Annotated in this window: 18 protein-coding genes; 5 read left to right on the plus strand and 13 right to left on the minus strand. The window is 56.7% G+C overall.

The window, feature by feature from the left end; genetic code table 11:
* Positions 1-310 precede the first annotated feature (310 nt).
* The 4 genes from IEY52_RS24675 to IEY52_RS24690 form a co-directional block, all read right to left on the minus strand.
* Positions 311-1,408 (minus strand): NAD(P)-dependent alcohol dehydrogenase, encoded by a 1,098-nt coding sequence (locus tag IEY52_RS24675; RefSeq protein ID WP_189008698.1) that lies wholly within the window; start codon positions 1,406-1,408, stop codon positions 311-313.
* A 124-nt stretch (positions 1,409-1,532) separates the two neighbouring features.
* Positions 1,533-2,396: a carbohydrate ABC transporter permease gene (locus tag IEY52_RS24680; protein WP_189008701.1), complete on the minus strand. Its 864-nt coding sequence runs from the start codon at positions 2,394-2,396 to the stop codon at positions 1,533-1,535.
* Entirely contained in the window at positions 2,393-3,307 is a 915-nt protein-coding gene (locus tag IEY52_RS24685; RefSeq protein ID WP_189008704.1) for a carbohydrate ABC transporter permease, read from the minus strand. Before IEY52_RS24685 ends, IEY52_RS24680 begins: the two co-directional genes overlap by 4 nt.
* Before the next feature lie 271 nt (positions 3,308-3,578).
* Positions 3,579-4,910: an ABC transporter substrate-binding protein gene (locus tag IEY52_RS24690; protein WP_189008707.1), complete on the minus strand. Its 1,332-nt coding sequence runs from the start codon at positions 4,908-4,910 to the stop codon at positions 3,579-3,581.
* Positions 4,911-5,124: 214 nt separating this feature from the next.
* Here IEY52_RS24690 and IEY52_RS24695 point away from each other — a divergent pair, with 214 nt between their 5' ends.
* The 3 genes from IEY52_RS24695 (at position 5,125) to IEY52_RS24705 (ending at position 8,754) form a co-directional block, all read left to right on the plus strand.
* Entirely contained in the window at positions 5,125-6,129 is a 1,005-nt protein-coding gene (locus tag IEY52_RS24695) for a LacI family DNA-binding transcriptional regulator (protein WP_189008709.1), read from the plus strand.
* Positions 6,130-6,737: 608 nt separating this feature from the next.
* A complete protein-coding gene (locus IEY52_RS24700; RefSeq protein ID WP_189008712.1) occupies positions 6,738-7,607 on the plus strand; it encodes an SDR family oxidoreductase in 870 nt (289 codons plus the stop codon).
* Between the two features lie 226 nt (positions 7,608-7,833).
* Positions 7,834-8,754 carry an AraC family transcriptional regulator gene (locus IEY52_RS24705; RefSeq protein ID WP_189008754.1) on the plus strand — a complete coding sequence of 307 codons (921 nt, stop codon included), beginning with the start codon at positions 7,834-7,836 and terminating at the stop codon, positions 8,752-8,754.
* Positions 8,755-8,860: 106 nt separating this feature from the next.
* Here the strand turns inward: IEY52_RS24705 and IEY52_RS24710 are convergent, their stop codons facing one another.
* The 9 genes from IEY52_RS24710 to IEY52_RS24750 form a co-directional block, all read right to left on the minus strand.
* Positions 8,861-9,412 (minus strand): recombinase family protein, encoded by a 552-nt coding sequence (locus IEY52_RS24710; protein WP_189008715.1) that lies wholly within the window; start codon positions 9,410-9,412, stop codon positions 8,861-8,863.
* 162 nt (positions 9,413-9,574) lie between these two features.
* Positions 9,575-10,477, minus strand: a complete 903-nt coding sequence (locus IEY52_RS24715) for an alkaline phosphatase family protein (protein WP_189008718.1) — start codon at positions 10,475-10,477, stop codon at positions 9,575-9,577.
* Positions 10,478-10,511: 34 nt separating this feature from the next.
* Complete coding sequence (locus IEY52_RS24720; RefSeq protein ID WP_189008720.1) at positions 10,512-11,297, minus strand: COG4705 family protein; 786 nt, start codon at positions 11,295-11,297, stop codon at positions 10,512-10,514.
* A gap of 219 nt (positions 11,298-11,516) precedes the next feature.
* Complete coding sequence (locus IEY52_RS24725; protein ID WP_189008723.1) at positions 11,517-12,323, minus strand: undecaprenyl-diphosphate phosphatase; 807 nt, start codon at positions 12,321-12,323, stop codon at positions 11,517-11,519.
* Positions 12,317-13,621, minus strand: a complete 1,305-nt coding sequence (locus IEY52_RS24730) for a sensor histidine kinase (protein WP_189008726.1) — start codon at positions 13,619-13,621, stop codon at positions 12,317-12,319. The genes IEY52_RS24725 and IEY52_RS24730 overlap by 7 nt, the downstream gene beginning before the upstream one ends.
* Positions 13,618-14,286 (minus strand): response regulator transcription factor, encoded by a 669-nt coding sequence (locus tag IEY52_RS24735; protein WP_189008729.1) that lies wholly within the window; start codon positions 14,284-14,286, stop codon positions 13,618-13,620. Before IEY52_RS24735 ends, IEY52_RS24730 begins: the two co-directional genes overlap by 4 nt.
* 143 nt (positions 14,287-14,429) lie before the next feature.
* Positions 14,430-14,585, minus strand: coding sequence for a hypothetical protein (locus IEY52_RS24740; protein ID WP_189008732.1), 156 nt, complete (start codon positions 14,583-14,585; stop codon positions 14,430-14,432).
* 215 nt (positions 14,586-14,800) lie between these two features.
* Complete coding sequence (locus tag IEY52_RS24745) at positions 14,801-14,950, minus strand: hypothetical protein (protein ID WP_189008735.1); 150 nt, start codon at positions 14,948-14,950, stop codon at positions 14,801-14,803.
* Positions 14,951-15,256: 306 nt separating this feature from the next.
* A complete protein-coding gene (locus IEY52_RS24750) occupies positions 15,257-15,952 on the minus strand; it encodes a phosphatase PAP2 family protein (protein ID WP_189008738.1) in 696 nt (231 codons plus the stop codon).
* Positions 15,953-16,131: 179 nt separating this feature from the next.
* Here IEY52_RS24750 and IEY52_RS24755 point away from each other — a divergent pair, with 179 nt between their 5' ends.
* The gene (locus IEY52_RS24755; RefSeq protein WP_189008741.1) at positions 16,132-16,929 is read left to right on the plus strand and encodes a COG4705 family protein; all 798 of its coding nucleotides are present in this window, start codon (positions 16,132-16,134) and stop codon (positions 16,927-16,929) included.
* A 115-nt stretch (positions 16,930-17,044) separates the two neighbouring features.
* Positions 17,045-17,365 carry a DUF4158 domain-containing protein gene (locus IEY52_RS24760; protein ID WP_189008745.1) on the plus strand — a complete coding sequence of 107 codons (321 nt, stop codon included), beginning with the start codon at positions 17,045-17,047 and terminating at the stop codon, positions 17,363-17,365.
* Positions 17,366-17,468 lie beyond the last annotated feature (103 nt).

Below are 17,468 nucleotides of genomic sequence, written 5' to 3' on the forward strand. Positions count from 1 at the left end.
TCCGAAAATGCTGGCCAGGTTGCTGTACCGCCATGCACCGCATGACAGTGCGTTTGACCTGCCAATTCCAGATCCGGGCTTACCCCGCTCCATGTGGTGTATCGGCCTTCGGTGTGCATCGTGGCACAGCGCAGCAAGACCTTAAGAAGCGAGGCGGTTGGTGGTGGTCTTAAAACTGGACGCCTCCACGGCTTGTTGGCAGTTTGGGCATATTACTGCGTTTATCAGTGAAATAGGAGGATTCCTATGAATCCTCCTATTTCAAAAACACCCCTCAGAGAACAAACCTTTTATTCTTCGGTGAAATGCTCTAGAAGTCCACCATGACCTTCATGGACACATTTTTGAATTCATCTGTGAAAATCAGGGCCTCTTGCGTTTGATCCAGTGCATAGCGTTGGGTGACCATTTTGTCCAGATTCACCCGTCCTTCCTGCACCAGTTGCAGGGCAGCAGGATAACAATTGGCATAGCGGAAGATGCCCCGGATGTCCACCTCACGGGAAGCTGCCGCCACCAGGTCCAGTTCCACCATGGGGTTGGGCGGCAGTCCCACCAGTACCACCGTCCCACCTGGACGGGCCACCAGCATGCTCTGCTGACAGGTTTTCAGTGTACCTGCGGTTTCAAACACCACATCTGCCCCGCTGTGTGATTCGGGCAGGTTGCGCCCAGTGATTTCCCGGATGCGCCTCTGTGGATCCTCGTGCCTCGCGTTGATGGTGTGGGTGGCCCCCAGTTCCCGGATCAGGTCCAGACGGTAATCTTCCAGGTCCACCGCAATCAGGGTGGTGGCTCCAGCAGCTTTTGCGGCCTGCAAGGTGGTGCATCCAATGGGGCCAGCACCGTAGACCACAATGGCGTCTCCGGGTTTGACCCCTCCTCGTTTCACGGACCACACTCCCACGGCCAGGGGTTCGATCAATGCTGCGGCATCATCTGAAACCATGTCCGGGACTTTGAAAACAAAGTCGGCAGGCCACTCCACATACTCCACGAAAGCTCCATCCACCGGAGGGGTCGCCATGAAGGTCATCTCGGGGCACAGGTTGTACTGGCCTTTCTTACAGTATTCGCAGGTTCTGCACGGGTAACCGGGTTCCAGGGTCACCCGATCACCAGTCTGTAAGCCTTTCACGCCCTCTCCAATTTGTGCGATGACGCCCATGGATTCGTGTCCCAGAATGATCGGGGCCTTGACCACGAATGGCCCGATTTTGCCATGGGTGAAGTAATGCACGTCTGATCCGCACACGCCCACAGTTTTGATTCTCACCAGCACATGACCGGGCCTGACCTGTGGAATGTTTCGTGTTTCAATGCGCACGTCCCGGATGCCATGCATCACAGCGGCTTTCATGGTGGCAACTTCAAACGGATCAGGATGAACTTCAGGGGTTTGGGTCATGGTTTCCTCCTCTTTAACGGTTTCAGGTGTTCAGGCAACGCTGCCTCGGTGGTTTTGGATGATGGTTGGAGGGATCAAGCTTCACAAGCTGCTGGGGCTCAGAAACAGTTCTCGAAAAGAGAAGTCATTTCACAGCTCCGAAGGTGAGGCCACGGATGAGTTGCTTCTGGGCAAACCAGCCGAAAACCATCACAGGGGCAATGGTGAGGGTGGCCGCAGCAGACATCTGGGCCCAGAACAGACCTTCAGAGGTCTTGAACGAACTGATGAACACTGAGAGAGGAGCGGCCGTGCTGGAGGTCAGGTTCATGGCAAAGAACACCTCATTCCACGCAAAGATCACACAGAGCAGTGCCGTGGAAGCAATGCCAGGGAGGGCCAGAGGCATGGCCACCTGGAAGAACTCCTGCAGCATGCTTGCTCCGTCGACTTTGGCGGCTTCAAAGATGCCAAAAGGGATCTCTGAAATGTAAGAGTGAACCATCCAGACCACCAGCGGCAAATTGATGGTGGTGAACATCAAAATCAGTCCGAAGTGGGTGTCCAGCAAATGCGCATCCCGGAAAATCAGGAAGAGGGGAACAATCACCCCGACGGGGGGCATCATCTTGGTGGACAGCATCCACAACAGGGTGCTCTTGGTGCGCTGGCCGGGGTAAAGGGCCATGGCAAAACCGGCAGGAACACCCAGCAAGAAAGCCAGCAGGGTGGAACCGCCCACGATCAGGATGGAGTTCTTCAGGAAGGGACCATAGGTCTCCATGGCTCTGGTAAAGTTCTCCAGGGTGGGGGTGAAGAAAAACACCGGAGGGGTGGCAAAAGCCTGGGCTTCGGTCTTGAATCCTGCCATAACCATCCAGATCAGCGGGAACAGGAACATCAGCAGGACCAGGTAGGTGAGGGAGGTCAGCAGGGAGCTTTTGACCATGGAGATGGCCATTTTGCTGGTGTCCGCAGGTTTGAGGGTGGCTTCTTGAATGCTGCTCATGCCTGGGCTCCCTGGATGTTGCGGCCGATCATCCTGAGGATCACAGAGGACACCAGGTTGGTGAAGAGCACAGCAAGCACTCCGGCAGCAGAGGCCAGACCAATGTTGTACTCAGCGAAGGCTTTCTGGTAGATGAAGTAAGGGATGGTGGTGGTCGAAATTCCGGGACCCCCACTGGTGGCGGTGTAAATCTCGCCGTAGACCTGCATCAGGAAGATGGTTTCCAGCAACACCACCACTTCCAGGGACTTGGACAGGTGGGGCAGCAGCATGTACCAGAATTCTTGCAAAGGAGTACAGCCGTCCAGACGTGCAGCTTCCAGTTGATCTTCAGGCATGGATTGCAGACCCGTCAGCAGGATCAGGGCTGCGAAAGGGGTCCATTCCCAGGTCACCATCGCCACAATGCTGGCCATGGGGTACTGGGAGAGGTAATCCACTGCAGGGAGTCCCAGTTGCTGGCTGATCCAGGCGAAGAAACCGAACACCGGGTTCATCAGCATGTTCTTCCAGACCACAGCGGTCACCACGGGCATCACCAGAAAGCTGCTGATGAAGAGCGTCCGCACCATGCCCCTCCCCAGGAAACGGCGGTTGAGCAGCATCGCCACGGCTCCACCGATCAGGATGGTCAGCACCACCACCGAGAGCATCAGCACCACGGTGTTGAGCATCACGTGCAGGTTCTGGGCGTCGGTGAACAGCGACAGGTAGTTGCTCAACCCAATGAATGGGCGGTCATTGGGGATGGTGAGGTTCCACTTGAAGAAGCTGTAGTACACCGTCATGATGAACGGCAACTGGGTGGTGACAATCAGGTAAACGAGGGCGGGCAGCACCAGCAAAACCGCTGCAATGTTGATGGGCTTCTTTTTGTTTTCTTGTGTTGGTGTGGGAAGGCTTTGCATCATTGTTTGTCTCGTTTCTGGAGGCGCAAGGCCGTTTCTTTGAAGGGTCCTGCACCAAAATGATGGAGTTGGAAGGGAAGGCCTGGACGACAGGCAGGAACGTGGTCAGGGTCAAACTGCCTTTCGGCAGAGGTTCGGGAGGCCCTGACCACGTTCTGTGAGGAAAGAAGTGCACGCCTCTGGAGATGTTCAGGCAGGACCCACTGCTTGTGGGAAGAGGTTCGGGAGGTCCTGGCATTGAGGAAGAGAGAAGCGCAACCCTTCTGGACGCAAGTTATTTCAGGTAGCCACCGTCTTTGGAGACTTTTTCTGCTGCGGCCTGAGCCTGTTTGAGGGCCTGATCGACGGTCATCTGGCCGCTCAGCACGCCTGCGAGGTACTGGCCCACCTGGGTGCCCAGTGCCTGGAATTCAGGGATGCCCACGAATTGAATGCCCACGTAAGGTGCAGGATTTTTGGTTTGATTGGTGGGATCAGCCCGGTTGATGCTGTCCAGCACAATGTTGGCGAAGGCACCTGCAGCTTTCTGGTAGTTGGCGTTTTTGTAGGTGCTGGCACGGGTTCCTGGAGGCACGGCAGCCCAGGTGCCTTTCTCTTTGGCGACCAGTGCAATGTAGTCCTTGCTGGTGGCCCAGGTGATGAATTTGAAAGCTTCGTTTTCGTGGGTGGTGGATTTGGGAACAGCCAGAGACCACGCCCACAACCAGTTGCTGCCTCTGGGGGTGCCAGGTCCGGTGGGGGCGTTGGCGAAGCCCACCGAGTTGACCACTTTGCTTTGTGCTGGGTCTGAGATGAAGCCTGCAGCGACGGTGGCATCGATCCACATTCCACATTTGCCCTGGGAGAACAGGGTGAGGTTTTCGGTGAAGCCGTTGGAGGTGACACCAGGAGGGCCGTACTTCTTGATCAGGCCCGTGTAGAAGGTCATGGCGCGTTTCCAGGCTGCGCTGTTGACGGTGGCATTCCAGTTCATGTCGAACCACTGGCCACCGAAGGTGTTGACCACCGTGCTGAAGACAGCCATGTTTTCACCCCAGCCGGGAAGGCCGCGCAGGCAGATGCCGTACTGGCCCTGGTTGGGTTTGTGCAGGGCTTTGGCAAAACGCTCGATCTGGGTCCAGGTGGGCTTCACGGGCATTTTCAGGCCGGCCTGGGCAAACAGGTCTTTGCGGTAAAAGGTCATGCTGCTTTCGGCGTAGAAGGGCAGGGCAAAGAGTTTCTTGTTGTATGACAGGCCTTTGCGGACAGGCTCCAGCACGTCGTTCAGGTCGTAGTCTTTGGCGATGTCAGCATTTTTGCTGAACTGTGCCGAGAGGTCTTCCAGCCAGCCGTTTTTGGCCCAGATGGGCACTTCGTAGGTGCCGACAGTGGCAATGTCGAAGGTGCCTGCTCCGGACGCCACATCCAGGGTGATCTTCTGACGGAGTTCGTTCTCGGGGAGGACCACCCATTTGACTTTGATGTCAGGGTAGGCTTTCTCAAACTCTGGGGTGAGTTTTTGCATGGTGACCATGTCCGGGTTGTTCACGGTGGCAATGGTGATGGTGGTGGCAAAGGCGGATGACCCCAAGCCCAAGAGCAGGCTTAATGCGAAAAACTTCTTCATGTGTATTCCTCCCTGTTGCGGGACCAAAGGTGGGTGCCAGAACTTTGAGATGTTCTGTATGGTAAATGCCATTCTGGACGTGGATGGACTCGCGTCCATAGTAAAGCACACTTTTGCCATCATTGTCTAGTGGCAACTGGGGTATTCTGTAAAGTGACATCCGTCACTTGTTCACTTTGGCTCCAACCCACCATTCTTGATCCACAGGAGATCCATGCCGACCATCAGTGATGTAGCCAAACTCGCCGGAGTATCCCCCACCACCGCCAAACGTGCCCTGAGTGAGCCCCACAAATTGCTTCCCCAGACCCTGGAAAAAGTGCAGTGGGCCATCAAAGAACTCGACTATGAACCAGACTTGACGGCCAGTGCGCTGGGACGAGGAAAAAGCAATGCTGTTGGACTGCTGGTGGCCAACATCCGGGAGCCTTTTTTTGCCGAGCTGGCCGATCAGGTGGGCACCCTGCTGCGGGCGGAGGGATACAGTTTGCTGCTGGCAGACAGCAAATTCAATGGGGAACTGGAGTTGCAGAATTTAAAACTTCTGGCGGGTCATCGGGTGAGTGCCCTGATTGTGCGCCCAGCCTATGGCCGCAACAACCGGGATTATTTGCTCAAAATGCAAGACAAGGGCACCTACATCATTGAAGTGGACCACCATGCCCTCACCAGTCCATTCGATTTTGTCATGCTGGACCACCAGCAGAGTGTCATGTTGGGGTTGCAGCACCTGTGGAACCTGGGACACACCCGCATTGCTGCGCTGGGAAGTTACGATCCCATCCACCATCCTGAGTGGCGGAGTTTCACCTTTGAGACGGCCATGACCCAGATGGGCCTGTCTGTGCCAGAGGGTTACCGTCAGATCGTGCCCTTGACCGAGGAAGGGGGTTACCAGAGAACCAGGGAGTTGCTCTCTCTTGCCGAGCGTCCCACTGCTGTTTTTGCCCTGAATGGCACAGAGGGCATGGGGGCTTTCCGGGCCATCCGAGAAGCAGGTTTGCGCATCCCAGAAGACATTTCTCTGCTGACATTTGACAATTACCCCTGGACAGGTCTGGTGTCTCCGGGCATTGATGCCATTGAGCAGCCAGTGACAGAAATGAGTACCGTGCTTGTCCGAAGAATTCTGGAAGGAGAAAACCGTTCTGTAGAGCTTTTTGGACAACAATTTCCTGGGCGCTTGGTGGTGCGGGGCAGTTGTGCCAGACCACGCTAAGGCTTGCACGCCCTAGTTAATGGACGCGGGTCCATTTGGGCCTTTTCAAATGCTCTTGGAAGCATGAAAAGCCACCTCACAGCCTGATGAATCCAACTGATAGCAACCTTTGAAAATGAATCATGTGCATGGGATGAATCACCAGATAGGGGTTAAGGTGTGGTAGCTGTCACCTGGTATCGGGGTATCTGGATCTTCGGAACGGAAAAGTACGGTCTAGGCCAGAAAATAATGCATGGAACGGTGTTTTTTGGATTCAAATTACCCTTCCAGGTACCGATACAGGGTGCTTCGAGACACGGGGTAGCGGGACCAGTTGGACGAAAAATATCGGGCCAATTTAAATTTCTCCTTCCAGAAGCACGAAATTCTCATTCAAAAACATTTTCCTCGATCTCCAGGGGGCGTCATCGCCCCTGCTTAACCACCTCGAAGAGGAACCCTCAGACGACCCAGGGGCAAAGCCCGGTGGTCATGGGCAAATCAGGCAAGATCACAGCAGGATCAGGCAAGCCCAGCTGGACTCCACCCCCTACAATGACAGGTGAACAGAACCGTTCGGTACAGGAACGGCCCACATCACACCTCAATGAAAACGGGAGACCAGTATGTCTAAAAAAAGCACGAACAAGCAAGTCTGGATGATCACCGGAGCCGGGCGCGGGCTGGGAATCGATCTCGCCCGAGCAGCACTAAAGGTTGGGCACCTTGTGGTCGCAACTGGACGGAACCCTGAGCAAATCAGGTCTGCCCTCGGGGACCATCAGGACCTGCTGACCATCAAACTCGATGTGACACGCCCCGAAGATGCCCAGGCAGCGGTGGAGGCCACCCTGGAGCGGTTTGGTCGCCTGGATGTGCTGGTCAACAATGCAGGCAACTTTTACGCCGGGTTCTTTGAGGAACTCAGCCCTGAACAGGTGCGCAGCCAGATCGAGACCTTGCTGTTCGGTCCCATGAACGTTGCCAGGGCCGCCTTGCCAGCAATGCGCAGGCAGCGCTCTGGGCTCTTGATCACCCTTTCTTCCACCGCTGGCATTTCTGGAGGGGTGTTCTGCACGGCTTACGCCGCCGCGAAGTTTGGCCTCGAGGGCTGGATGGAATCGCTCACCCCCGAGGTCGCCCCCTTCGGCATCCGCACCATGCTGGTCGAGCCTGGGTTTTTCCGCACTGAACTGCTGACCGAAACGTCCACCACCTACGCCCAGCCCCACATCGACGATTATGCCGAGAAGACCCAGGAGACCATCACGGCCTGGAACGGGATGAACGGCCAGCAGGGTGGAGACCCGGCCAAACTCGCCCACGCGATTGTGCAACTTGCCGCCCAGGATGAGCCCCCGTTTCGCTTCGCCGCTGGTGCCGACGCTGTGAAGGTGTTCGAGCAGAAGGCCAGAGATTTGCTTGCACAAGCAAATGCCCACCGGGCATTGTCCAGCAACCTTGACCACGATCCCCAAACCTCTGCACCCCAATAGGAGATCACAACCATCCGCTGGACAGCATCACCATCATCTACAAAGAGACCAGTTCTGTGCCGACCCTCACCAAGATGGGCACGATCACCTCCAAGCTCAGCGTGTTCGACCATCTCCCCGATCGGGTCAACATGCGCGTCGCACTCCGATAAACCTGTTTCAGTTGCTTCGTAAGATCGAAACTGCTGACCCAACCATCGGCATTCAAGGAGCGAACGGAACACACATGGACATCACCCCGAGTCAGACGAGCAGTGAGTTCCAGGCCACCCTGGCCACCCTGGCTGAACAGGTTGCGAGAAGAACAGGCCGGGCAGAAGATGTCCCGACCGCATGGCCTGCCCTCTCGCTGCATCGCCGCGCGAGGCCGACTCCGGCTGAACCTTGCCTGTACGCTCCCAGCGTGACCCTCGTGATTGGCGGGCAGAAACGGGTGAGCCTCGGGGAGGAGAGCTTCCTGCTCACCCCAGGGCACTTCTTGCTGACCTCAGCAAATCTCCCGGTGACCCCACAGATTCTGGAGGCCAGTTCTCAACACCCGTTCCTGGCCCTCATGCTGGAACTGGATCTCTCCGCCCTGACAACCCTCCTGTTGAACACCGACCTCCCTCCTGTGGGCCGAAGTGAATCAAGCCGAGCGATGGCGCTGGGTGAGGCCACCCTGGACCTTCTGGACATCTTTCGTCGGTTTGTGAGGCTCATTGACATGCCGCGTGACTTGCCGATCCTGGCCCCCTTGATTCAGCAGGAAATTCTGTACCGGGTGCTGATGAGCCCTCAGGGTGAGGGGTTGCGTCAGATGGCGGCGGTGGGCAGTCACAGCCACCGGATCGCCCGGGCAATCCGGTGGCTGGGGACGCACTTCAACCTGCCCCTGAAGATCGAGGAACTGGCCGAACAGGTGGGTCTGAGCGCCTCTGCCTTCCACCGGATCTTCAAGGAAGTGACCGCCATGAGCCCCCTGCAATACCAGAAGACCCTGCGGCTCTCGGAAGCGCAGCGCCTGATGCTGACACAGAAGATGGACGCCGCCAGGGCAGGCTTCGAGGTCGGGTACGTGAGTGCCTCACAGTTCAGCCGGGAGTACCGGAGGCACTTCGGCTCGTCGCCCACCAGCCATGTGGCCACCCTGCGGCAGACGGACTGAACCTATAACGTCCTGACTGCGGATTGGACCCTGGTGGACTGGCAATGCGAAAATGTCCGACCTGGAAGAAAAATGGATTTGTGAAACAGCCATTGCTGGCTTCAATTCACTCGTGCAGATACCGATAAAGGGTACTCCTTGACACCTGCAGCATCCTGGCCACCTCGGTCACCGAATGCTCGGCTTTCAGCAGGTCCCGAGCAGCTTTGATCTGATCCCCACTCAGCTTGTGTTTCCTTCCACCTACACGTCCTCTGGCCCTTGCAGCTTCCAGCCCAGCACGGGTGCGGTCCCGAATCACGTCCCGCTCGAACTCAGCCAGGGCACCAAAAATATGAAAAAACAGTTTGCCGTTTGTTGAGGAGGTGTCCAATTTCTCTTGCACCACGTGCAATGCCACCCCTCTGGCTTCCAGCAGTTTCACCGTTTCAATCAGGTGCTGGAGGCTTCTTCCCAGTCGGTCGAGTTTCCAGACCACCAGTTTGTCTCCGGAGCGCAGAAACTTCAGGGCTTCCTCAAAGCCAGGCCGGTCTGTGGAAGCCCCACTGAGGTGGTCAGTGAAGATTCTTTCACAACCCTCTTTCTTCAGGCTGTCCAGTTGAAGCTCCAAATTTTGATCCCGGGTGGAGACCCGGGCGTATCCGACAATTTCACCCATGCTTCAGTGTAGCGAAATCAAAAGGAGCAGGGGTTTGCAGGGCGTTGATTTCAGGACGAGTTTTAGAGCACTTTCACGTCCAGAAACCCGTGTGTTTCTTTTCCGATCAGAAGTGTTCTGTAAAGGATCGTTTGCGCTACACCCTGCATCCCAGTGGGTCTCTTATGGAAAAAATCCCCACAAAGCCCTGCTGTTCCGGGCTTCGCCCATCACTGGAAGCCCAAAACCTTCTTCCACCGTGCGCAGCACACTGTAATGGTTGAAAGCCACCTTTGAGCTTATGGGTCCCCTAGCCTTTCCCGAAACCACCACCAGCACCACCCGACCTCCCTGATCCACCTTCTCCGGTCCCTGGGCAGGTGCGCTTTCGTCCGCCTCATCAAAGGTCAAAAAGATCACGTCGTTTTTGCCCCAGCTTTTTGAGGTCATGATCTTGCGCACCAGTTCCCCGGCCACCTGGTCTCCGGTTGCCTCCAGGTTCTTGCCTCCCCTGCACGCAGGGGTGCCGTGCATGTCCTCACACTGGTCCGGCACAATCAAACTGAAATTCGGCATTTCCCCTGACTTCAGGTCGCTGGCCAGTTGATCCAGCGGCACCACCTGCTTTGCCCGGGCCATGTCCTGCTGGATGGATTTGAACAACAAAAACGGGTTGTGCTTGCGGGCATACCGTCCAAATACACCTGCAAAATTCACCTTCGAGCCTGCCTCAGGCAATCCCCCCAGGTAAGATTTCCAGCTGAGTCCGGCATGTTCCAGCTGGTCGGCCAGGTTGTCTCCCTTGAGCACCACGGTGGCATCATCGTCCTGAATGCCGTGCGTGCTTCCAGACACCAGCGCCACGTAATTCGGCAAACTTGGATGGGTGATCGCCCAGAAGTTGGTGGCAAGCCCGTATGTGCCAGCCAGCCGGTTGATTTCTGGCATGTTTTTGTTGCCGATCACCGAACCAAACCCATGGTTTTCCAGCACAATCACAAACACATGCCCAAAATGGGGTGTTTTGGCAGGGGCTGCACCCGCTGTACCCCAGCCCAGAAGTCCCAGCAGCAACAGAGGTTTCATGCCTGACCTTACCCTTGACCATGTTCCAGCAAAGTCAAGCATCACGCACTTCCTTTCTGCCCAGGGCCAACACCACAACCAGTAGCACAATCACCCCGGTCAGCAGCAGGGTCACGGTCCCAGCTCCCCACCCAAGCCCTCCCTGTGAAACGGGCACCCACATGAAATCCGCAAAAGAGGCTCCATAAGGTCGGGTGAAGATGTAAGACACCCAGAAAACCAGAATCTCTTGCCCTCTGAACAGCCGTTGAAACATCAGGGGCAAGATGAACAGCACCCCAAAAATCACTCCGGAAGTCAGCCAGCCCCAGTGGAAGGTCTTGGCGGTCAAATCGCCCACTGCAGTCCCCAGTGCAAAGGTGCACAGCACCACCACCCAGTAGAACACCTCCCGCCTGCGGGTGTGGATGCTGTGGATCGACAGTGTACCTTCAATGCGGTGCCAGAGCCAGAAAGTGATGAACAGGGAGACCAGGAAAAACAGGGCAGACACCAGGTAAGGGATGCCCAGGGCCACATGCACGGCGTCCGCAGCCAGGGTGCCAAACACACTGACCATCATCACCGCCGTCCAGTACACTCCGGGCCGGTACTGGTCCTGCTGGAACTGCCACAGCAGGGAAACCACCAGGCCCAGAACCCCAAAGGCCACCGCGGCCACTGGCCCCAGAGTGTGGGCCAGAAAATCCGAGGCGGCTTCACCCATCCCGGTGGTCAGCACCTTGATGGTCCAGAACAGCACCGTGACCTCTGGCACCTTGCTCAGCAGGTTTCGGACCCCACGGGGCCGATCAGCTTGCAGTTCGCGGCCCTGTTTCATCTGTCCTCCTGAACATGGTGCAGGTGAGCCAGGAACGGAGAAACCACAATCCAGTCCACAAATCTCAGGGTCCCAGAGCGCACCCCTACCAGTAAATTTCGGTTTGAACCCAGGAGGACACTTCCCACCCCGCCAAGCATGGCGCACCCCAGCACCGTTGAACAGCGCCCCTTCACGCTGCTCCAGGTGCAGTGGGCTGCCTGACGCAAGCCTCTGCCCCTATGCATGGGTGATCACCCCGGTGGAAACCAGCAGCAGGATCACAGTCCCTGCCACAATGCGGTAGAGGGCGAAACCCTGAAAATTGTGCCGGGAAATGAACCTGAGCAGCCACCCAATGGCCAGCAAACTGACTCCAAACGACACCAGCAGACCGATGAAAATGGTGGAGGCCCCCTGCTGACCCACCTCGTGCAGGTCTTTGATCAGGGAGAGCAGGGATGCACCTCCGAGCACCGGAATCGAGAGGTAGAAACTGAAACCCGTTGCTGCAGAACGGCTCATGCCCGAGAACATTCCTCCCAGGATGGTGCTGGCACTCCTGGAAACGCCGGGGATCAACGCAAAGATCTGGGCCAGACCCACGATGAGGGCCTGCCTCAGAGTGATCCCTGTGGTCTCATGGGTGGTTTCCCGTCTGGGCAACTGTTCTACAATGAGCATCACGATGCCCCCCACAATCAGCGAGATCGCCACCACTGTGGCATTGAAAAAATGGGTTTCAATGGTCTTCTTGAACAGCAAGGCCAGAATCCCGGCCGGCAAAGCTGCAATGAGGATGCCCAGCCAGAACTGTCGGACCTCTTTCGAGGTGGTGAGTCTCTGGGCCTGTTTGATGATGTCCCGAAAGTAAAACACCAGCACGGCCAGCACACCACCGAGTTGAATGAGAATTTCGAATGCGTTGCTGCTCCTAAAGTGCAACAGGTCGGCAGTGACGATCAGGTGCCCGGTGGAGGAAATGGGCAGGAATTCGGTGATGCCTTCCACCACGCCCATGATTGCGGCTTTGATCGAATCTAACATGTGGGGTTCTCCTGTGAAAGGTGCTGCTGGGCTTCTGCAAGTTGAAACTTTACGGTGACCTGAAAGCCCTCTGGGAGCCAGTGGGGTGTGAGGGTGGCATTCCACTGCTGGCACACCGAGGCCACGAAAGCCAGGCCCAGACCGGAACCTGCTGGGTGATGGGGAGACATGCCCCGCTCCAGGGGGCGAAGCAGGCGTTCCCACTCTTCTCGGGGAGGACCCTTTCCTGCGTCCTGCACTGTCAGCTGGTGATCTTCCACCTGCAGCAGGATGTTTTCGTTTGCAGGCCCGTATTTGAGGGCATTGTCCAGCAGGTTGAAAATGAGTTGCTGCAAGGCAACGGTTTCGGCCTGCACCCAGCTGGACTGCAGCTGGGTTTGAATCTGCTGTCTAACTGACTCAGGGAATTCTTGCACGGCCTGTTGCACAGCCAGTTGCAAATCCACCTGTTCCACCAGCACCTGTTCGGCTTGACTGAATTTGAGGAGGGTTTCGGTGAGGTTCACCAGACGGTCCACTCCCCCTTGCATTTCGCTGAGGTGTTTCTGGTAGGAGGAAATGTCTCTTTCCCGGGCCAACGCCAGGCCAATGCGGCCTTGCAGGATGGTGAGGGGGGTGCGCAGTTCATGGGCAGCCAGTCGAGCAAAAGTCTTTTCCCGCTCGATGGTTGATTGCAGGTGGTCCAGCATTTCATTGAAGGTGAGCACCAGCTGGGCCATTTCATCGTTTCCAATCACCCCAGGCACACGCTCCTGGTAACGTCCGGTTTCGGTGATCTCCCTGGCCTTGCGGGTGACCGTGTCCACCGGCCTGAGGGCCCGGTCGGCCAACAGGTAACCCAGCCCCATCGAGAGCAGCATCAGGACCAGATAGATCGGCAGCAGGATCCTGAGCAGGGTTTTCAGAAACAGAGTGCTTTCATGGGTGTCCTTGCCCACCATCAGGACAGTCTGGGCGTTCAGGGGAAGAACCAGCAAGCGGAATTTCTCTCCGGAATACCAGCCCACAGGGTGCAATGCTTTCATCAGGGGATGGGGTACGCCACTCTGGGCAAGGACCAGGCCCGAATGGTCCATCACCACCACGCTGAAATCTGCGGTGATTTGCGCGTCGTCCAGGTTGAGTTGTCTATCTTCCTGCAGGTTCTGCCTGAGCACAGCCCCCACATCTTCCAGGGCTGTGTCGGTGTTTTTCTGGATTTGCCCTCGGGTGCCCCAGAACACCCCCAGGGCGGCCAGGGCCAGCAGCAGCGAGGTGAGCAGTGCATAGGTGAGGGTGAGGCGCAGCCGGAGGTTCATCCTTCTCCCAGACGGTACCCCACGCCCCGGAGGGTGTCGATCACCCCTTCACCGGTTTTTTTCCTGAGGGTGGAGATGTACACATCAATGACTTTGGGTTCAATGCTGGATTCTCCAGCCCAGATGCGGTCCAGGATGTCGGATCGGGAAAACACCCGACCGGGGTGGTGGGCAAACAGGGACATGAGCTGGTATTCCCTGTGGGTGAGGTTCACCTGCAAAGCATCCCGAACCGCCTGGTGCCGGGTGAGGTCCAGTTTCCAGCCTGCTGCCAGAGGGAGCAGGTTATGGGCCTGTCCTGCCCCTCTGCGCAAGAGGACCTGCAGGCGGGCGATGAGTTCCCGGTGCTGGAAGGGCTTGGTGAGGTAATCGTCCCCGCCAAGTTGCAAGCCCCTGACCCGGTCATCCAGGGCACCTCGGGCGGTCAGGTACAGGATCGGGGTTTGCACCCCCTCCAGTCGCAGCTGTTCTCCAAGGTGAAATCCAGCCTCTGGTCCTTCTGGAAGCATCACGTCCAGCACGAGCAGTGCATAAGGGTAAAGGGGAAGCAGGTGGAGGGCTTCAGTGGCACCTCCAGCAACATCACAGGTGTAACCTTCTTCGGTGAGCGTGTCGACCAGCAGCCGCTGGATGCCCGGGTCATCTTCCACAATCAGAATGCGCATGAAAGACCCAGAGCAAAGAGAGGGGGGCAAAAAAGACACAGCATGTCTTACAGCATGCCGCACCCTGGTTAATTCTCGGTATAGTCCTGGCGAGATGCAGCTGAAAGGATGCTCCAGCACCGCTCAGAGATCAAAACAAGGGGTTAAATCCAGTGGCCAGAAGCCTGTTGCTGGGTGGTTGCCACAGAAACATCCAGGTGGGGACGGGAGACAGGCATGCGGTTTGCAACCAGCAACACCAGTCCTCCGATCATGCCTCCACACACCAGACCGATCAAGAGTGAAATCAAAAACAGCATGTCTGTTCACCTCCTGGGGATTGCCCCTGCCTTTCTGCACTTCACTTTAGAGAAAGACACTGAAAGGAGACTGAGCTCAGCTGAGACACAAATGAGAATCCTGACTGAATCCTGATGCTCAACAGTCGGCTTGCCTGGGTCTGGGTCTGAATCTGATCAAAAGCACTCCAGGGCACCGTGCCTGTGAGCCAACTGGAATTTTTGGCAGGCCTGTTTCAGGATGACCTGCGTTTTGGACAGTAGTGTTGATTGATGCGTTCCACATCTCCGGCTTCCACAGCATCCAGAAGTTGCTGACAGCGGTGCTCGAACTGGGAAGCAGACTCCTGAAGGGTGACCTTTGAGCACCCATCCACAGCTTTCATTTGCACCTCGGTGTGGTCCCTCAGGTGGCTGGGAGCAATGTGTTGGATGTGCCTCAGGCACAGGGTGGTGACTTCATGGGTTGCGGTGACCTACCATGATGTGGTCGCGTTGATCCCGCAGCACCCGCTGAGAAATGTTCTGGAACAGTGTCATGGTGGTCCTTATCGGAGCAGGGAGGGCTTTACATGTTCGTTTCATGAGAATTCTCACTGGAGTGATGGTAGCAGTTCGCCCAAATCAAGTGGCCTGCTTTGTTTCCTGGGACTTTTGACGTCTTCCAATTGCCCTGCGTCCCACTCCATGATTTAAGCGTTTTGAGCGGTTGAAGATGCTTCGTCGGGAGTGGGTTTTTCAGGATCGGTGGAGTGGTGGCTTTTGAAAATCCGCCAGCAGGCCAGAGACCAGGCCATGCCCGCAGCCCAGCCACAGAGCACGTCGGTGGGGTAATGCACCCCCAGGTAAATCCGGCTCAGTCCCACACACAGCGCAAAACCAACCCCCAGGATGAACACCATCCAGCGGTACCGGGTGTGCCACAGCATCGCAATGAGTGCAGTTGCCAGCGCTGCAGAGAACATGGCGTGCCCACTGGGAAAACTGGCTGCAGGTTCATTCACCAGACGCTCCCAGAACTGGGGTCTGGTGCGATTGAACACCATTTTGGCCAGGATGTTCATCCCGGCAGCCCCCAGGGTGGCCAGCAGAAAGTACAGGCCGTACCTGCTGCTTTTTTTCCAGGCGATCAGGCAGATCACCAGACTGAGGGGGCCAATGAAATTGACGCTTCCCACAAAAGAGAAGGTGAGGGCCAGAGCGTCCAGGGTGGGCGTGGCGTGGGTGTGGACCAGGCGCATGAACGGCTCTTCAAAAGCAAAAATTTGTTTTTCCATCAGGTCTTCGGCGATCAGGCCCACCCCCAGCAAGGGAAGCAGCACCCCCAGGATCCAGATGGTGAGGGACTTCCAGTGCAGTTGAAACGTGTGGCCAACTTGATTGTTCATGGAGTCCAGTGTGTCTTTTTGGAGGCCCGTCTTCTGTGGCATTTCCCGCCGATTCTGACCTGTAAATTCACGAAAAGTTCATCCAGCAGGGACTATACCAGAATTATACCATTGTGAATTATGCTCAGCAGTCGGCCCTGGACGCAAGCCCATTTGCTCCGGGTTCAAAGGAGCATCCCATGGCATTCCACAACCCATCCCTGTCTGATTCTGAGCCTCCAGCGAACCTGTGGAGCAAGGTCCCAGAAGTCACCGTGTTCTTCTGGATCATCAAGGTGCTGGCCACCACCGTCGGAGAAACCGCAGCCGATTTTTTGAATGAGACCCTGAACCTCGGGCTCACTGGCACCACCCTGGTGATGTCTGTGTTGCTGATTGTGGCTTTGGTGGTGCAGTTCCGCACCCGAAAGTACGTCCCGGGCGTGTACTGGGTGAATGTGGTGCTGATCAGCGTGGTGGGCACCCTGATCACCGACAACCTCACCGACCACCTGGGGATCAGTTTGTGGACCAGCACCGGGGTGTTTGCGGTGCTGCTGGTCCTTACCTTCCTGGGGTGGTACCGTTCAGAACGCACCCTCTCTATCCATTCGATTTTCACCCCCAGACGGGAAGGCTGGTACTGGCTGACCATCCTGTGGACCTTCAGCCTGGGCACCGCTGCTGGAGACCTGCTGGCCGAAACCCTGAATGTGGGGTATTTCTTCTCGATCTTGATTTTCGCTGGGGCAATCGCTGTGATCGGTGTGGGCCACCTGATCGTGCGGGGGAATGGGATTGTGGCGTTCTGGCTGGCGTACATCCTCACCCGTCCCCTCGGGGCCTCTGTGGGGGATTGGCTTTCCCAGGCGAAAGATGATGGTGGACTGGGGCTGGGCACCACCACCACCAGTGTGGTGTTCTTGCTGCTGATTCTGGGCCTCACGGTGTACCTGACCGTCAGCAAGCGGGACCAGCTGGTTGTTGAATCCAGGTGAAGTTCATGGGCCCAGAAACAGTCATGGCTGAAATTCATGGGGATGGCCCTGTGCCGTTCATTTTCTGTGGCCTCAAAGCCTGTACTTCCGGCCTGTGGTCGGGTAACGCCCTTTCATGCCCACCGACTTCCTGACCCCCGAGCAGGCCCAGCGTTACGGCACCTACGCAGCAGAACCCTCTGAGGAGCAGCTGGAAAAGTATTTTCAGCTGGATGACTTTGATCTGGACTTCATCGAAACCTGCCGACTGGGTGCAGGACGGCTTGGATTTGCCTTGCAACTGACCACCCTCAGGTTCCTGGGAACTTTCCCCAGAGATGTGCGCAAAGTTCCCCGCACCGTGCGAAAATTTGTGGCCAAACAACTCAGCATGGACAGCAGAGAGCTAAGTACCTCCCGGATAAACATCAGATTTGCACGGCTCCAAGCAGCTTGAAGGCGGCCAGCAAGGCCTCCGTTAGCTGAGATTTTGCACCTATCCAGCCCTTGGAAAAGGATGCAGTTCTGAGTCGGTGAAAAGCTGATCCTGCAGCATCAAG

It is taken from the genome of Deinococcus roseus, assembly GCF_014646895.1.
Classification (GTDB): Bacteria; Deinococcota; Deinococci; order Deinococcales; family Deinococcaceae; genus Deinococcus_C; species Deinococcus_C roseus.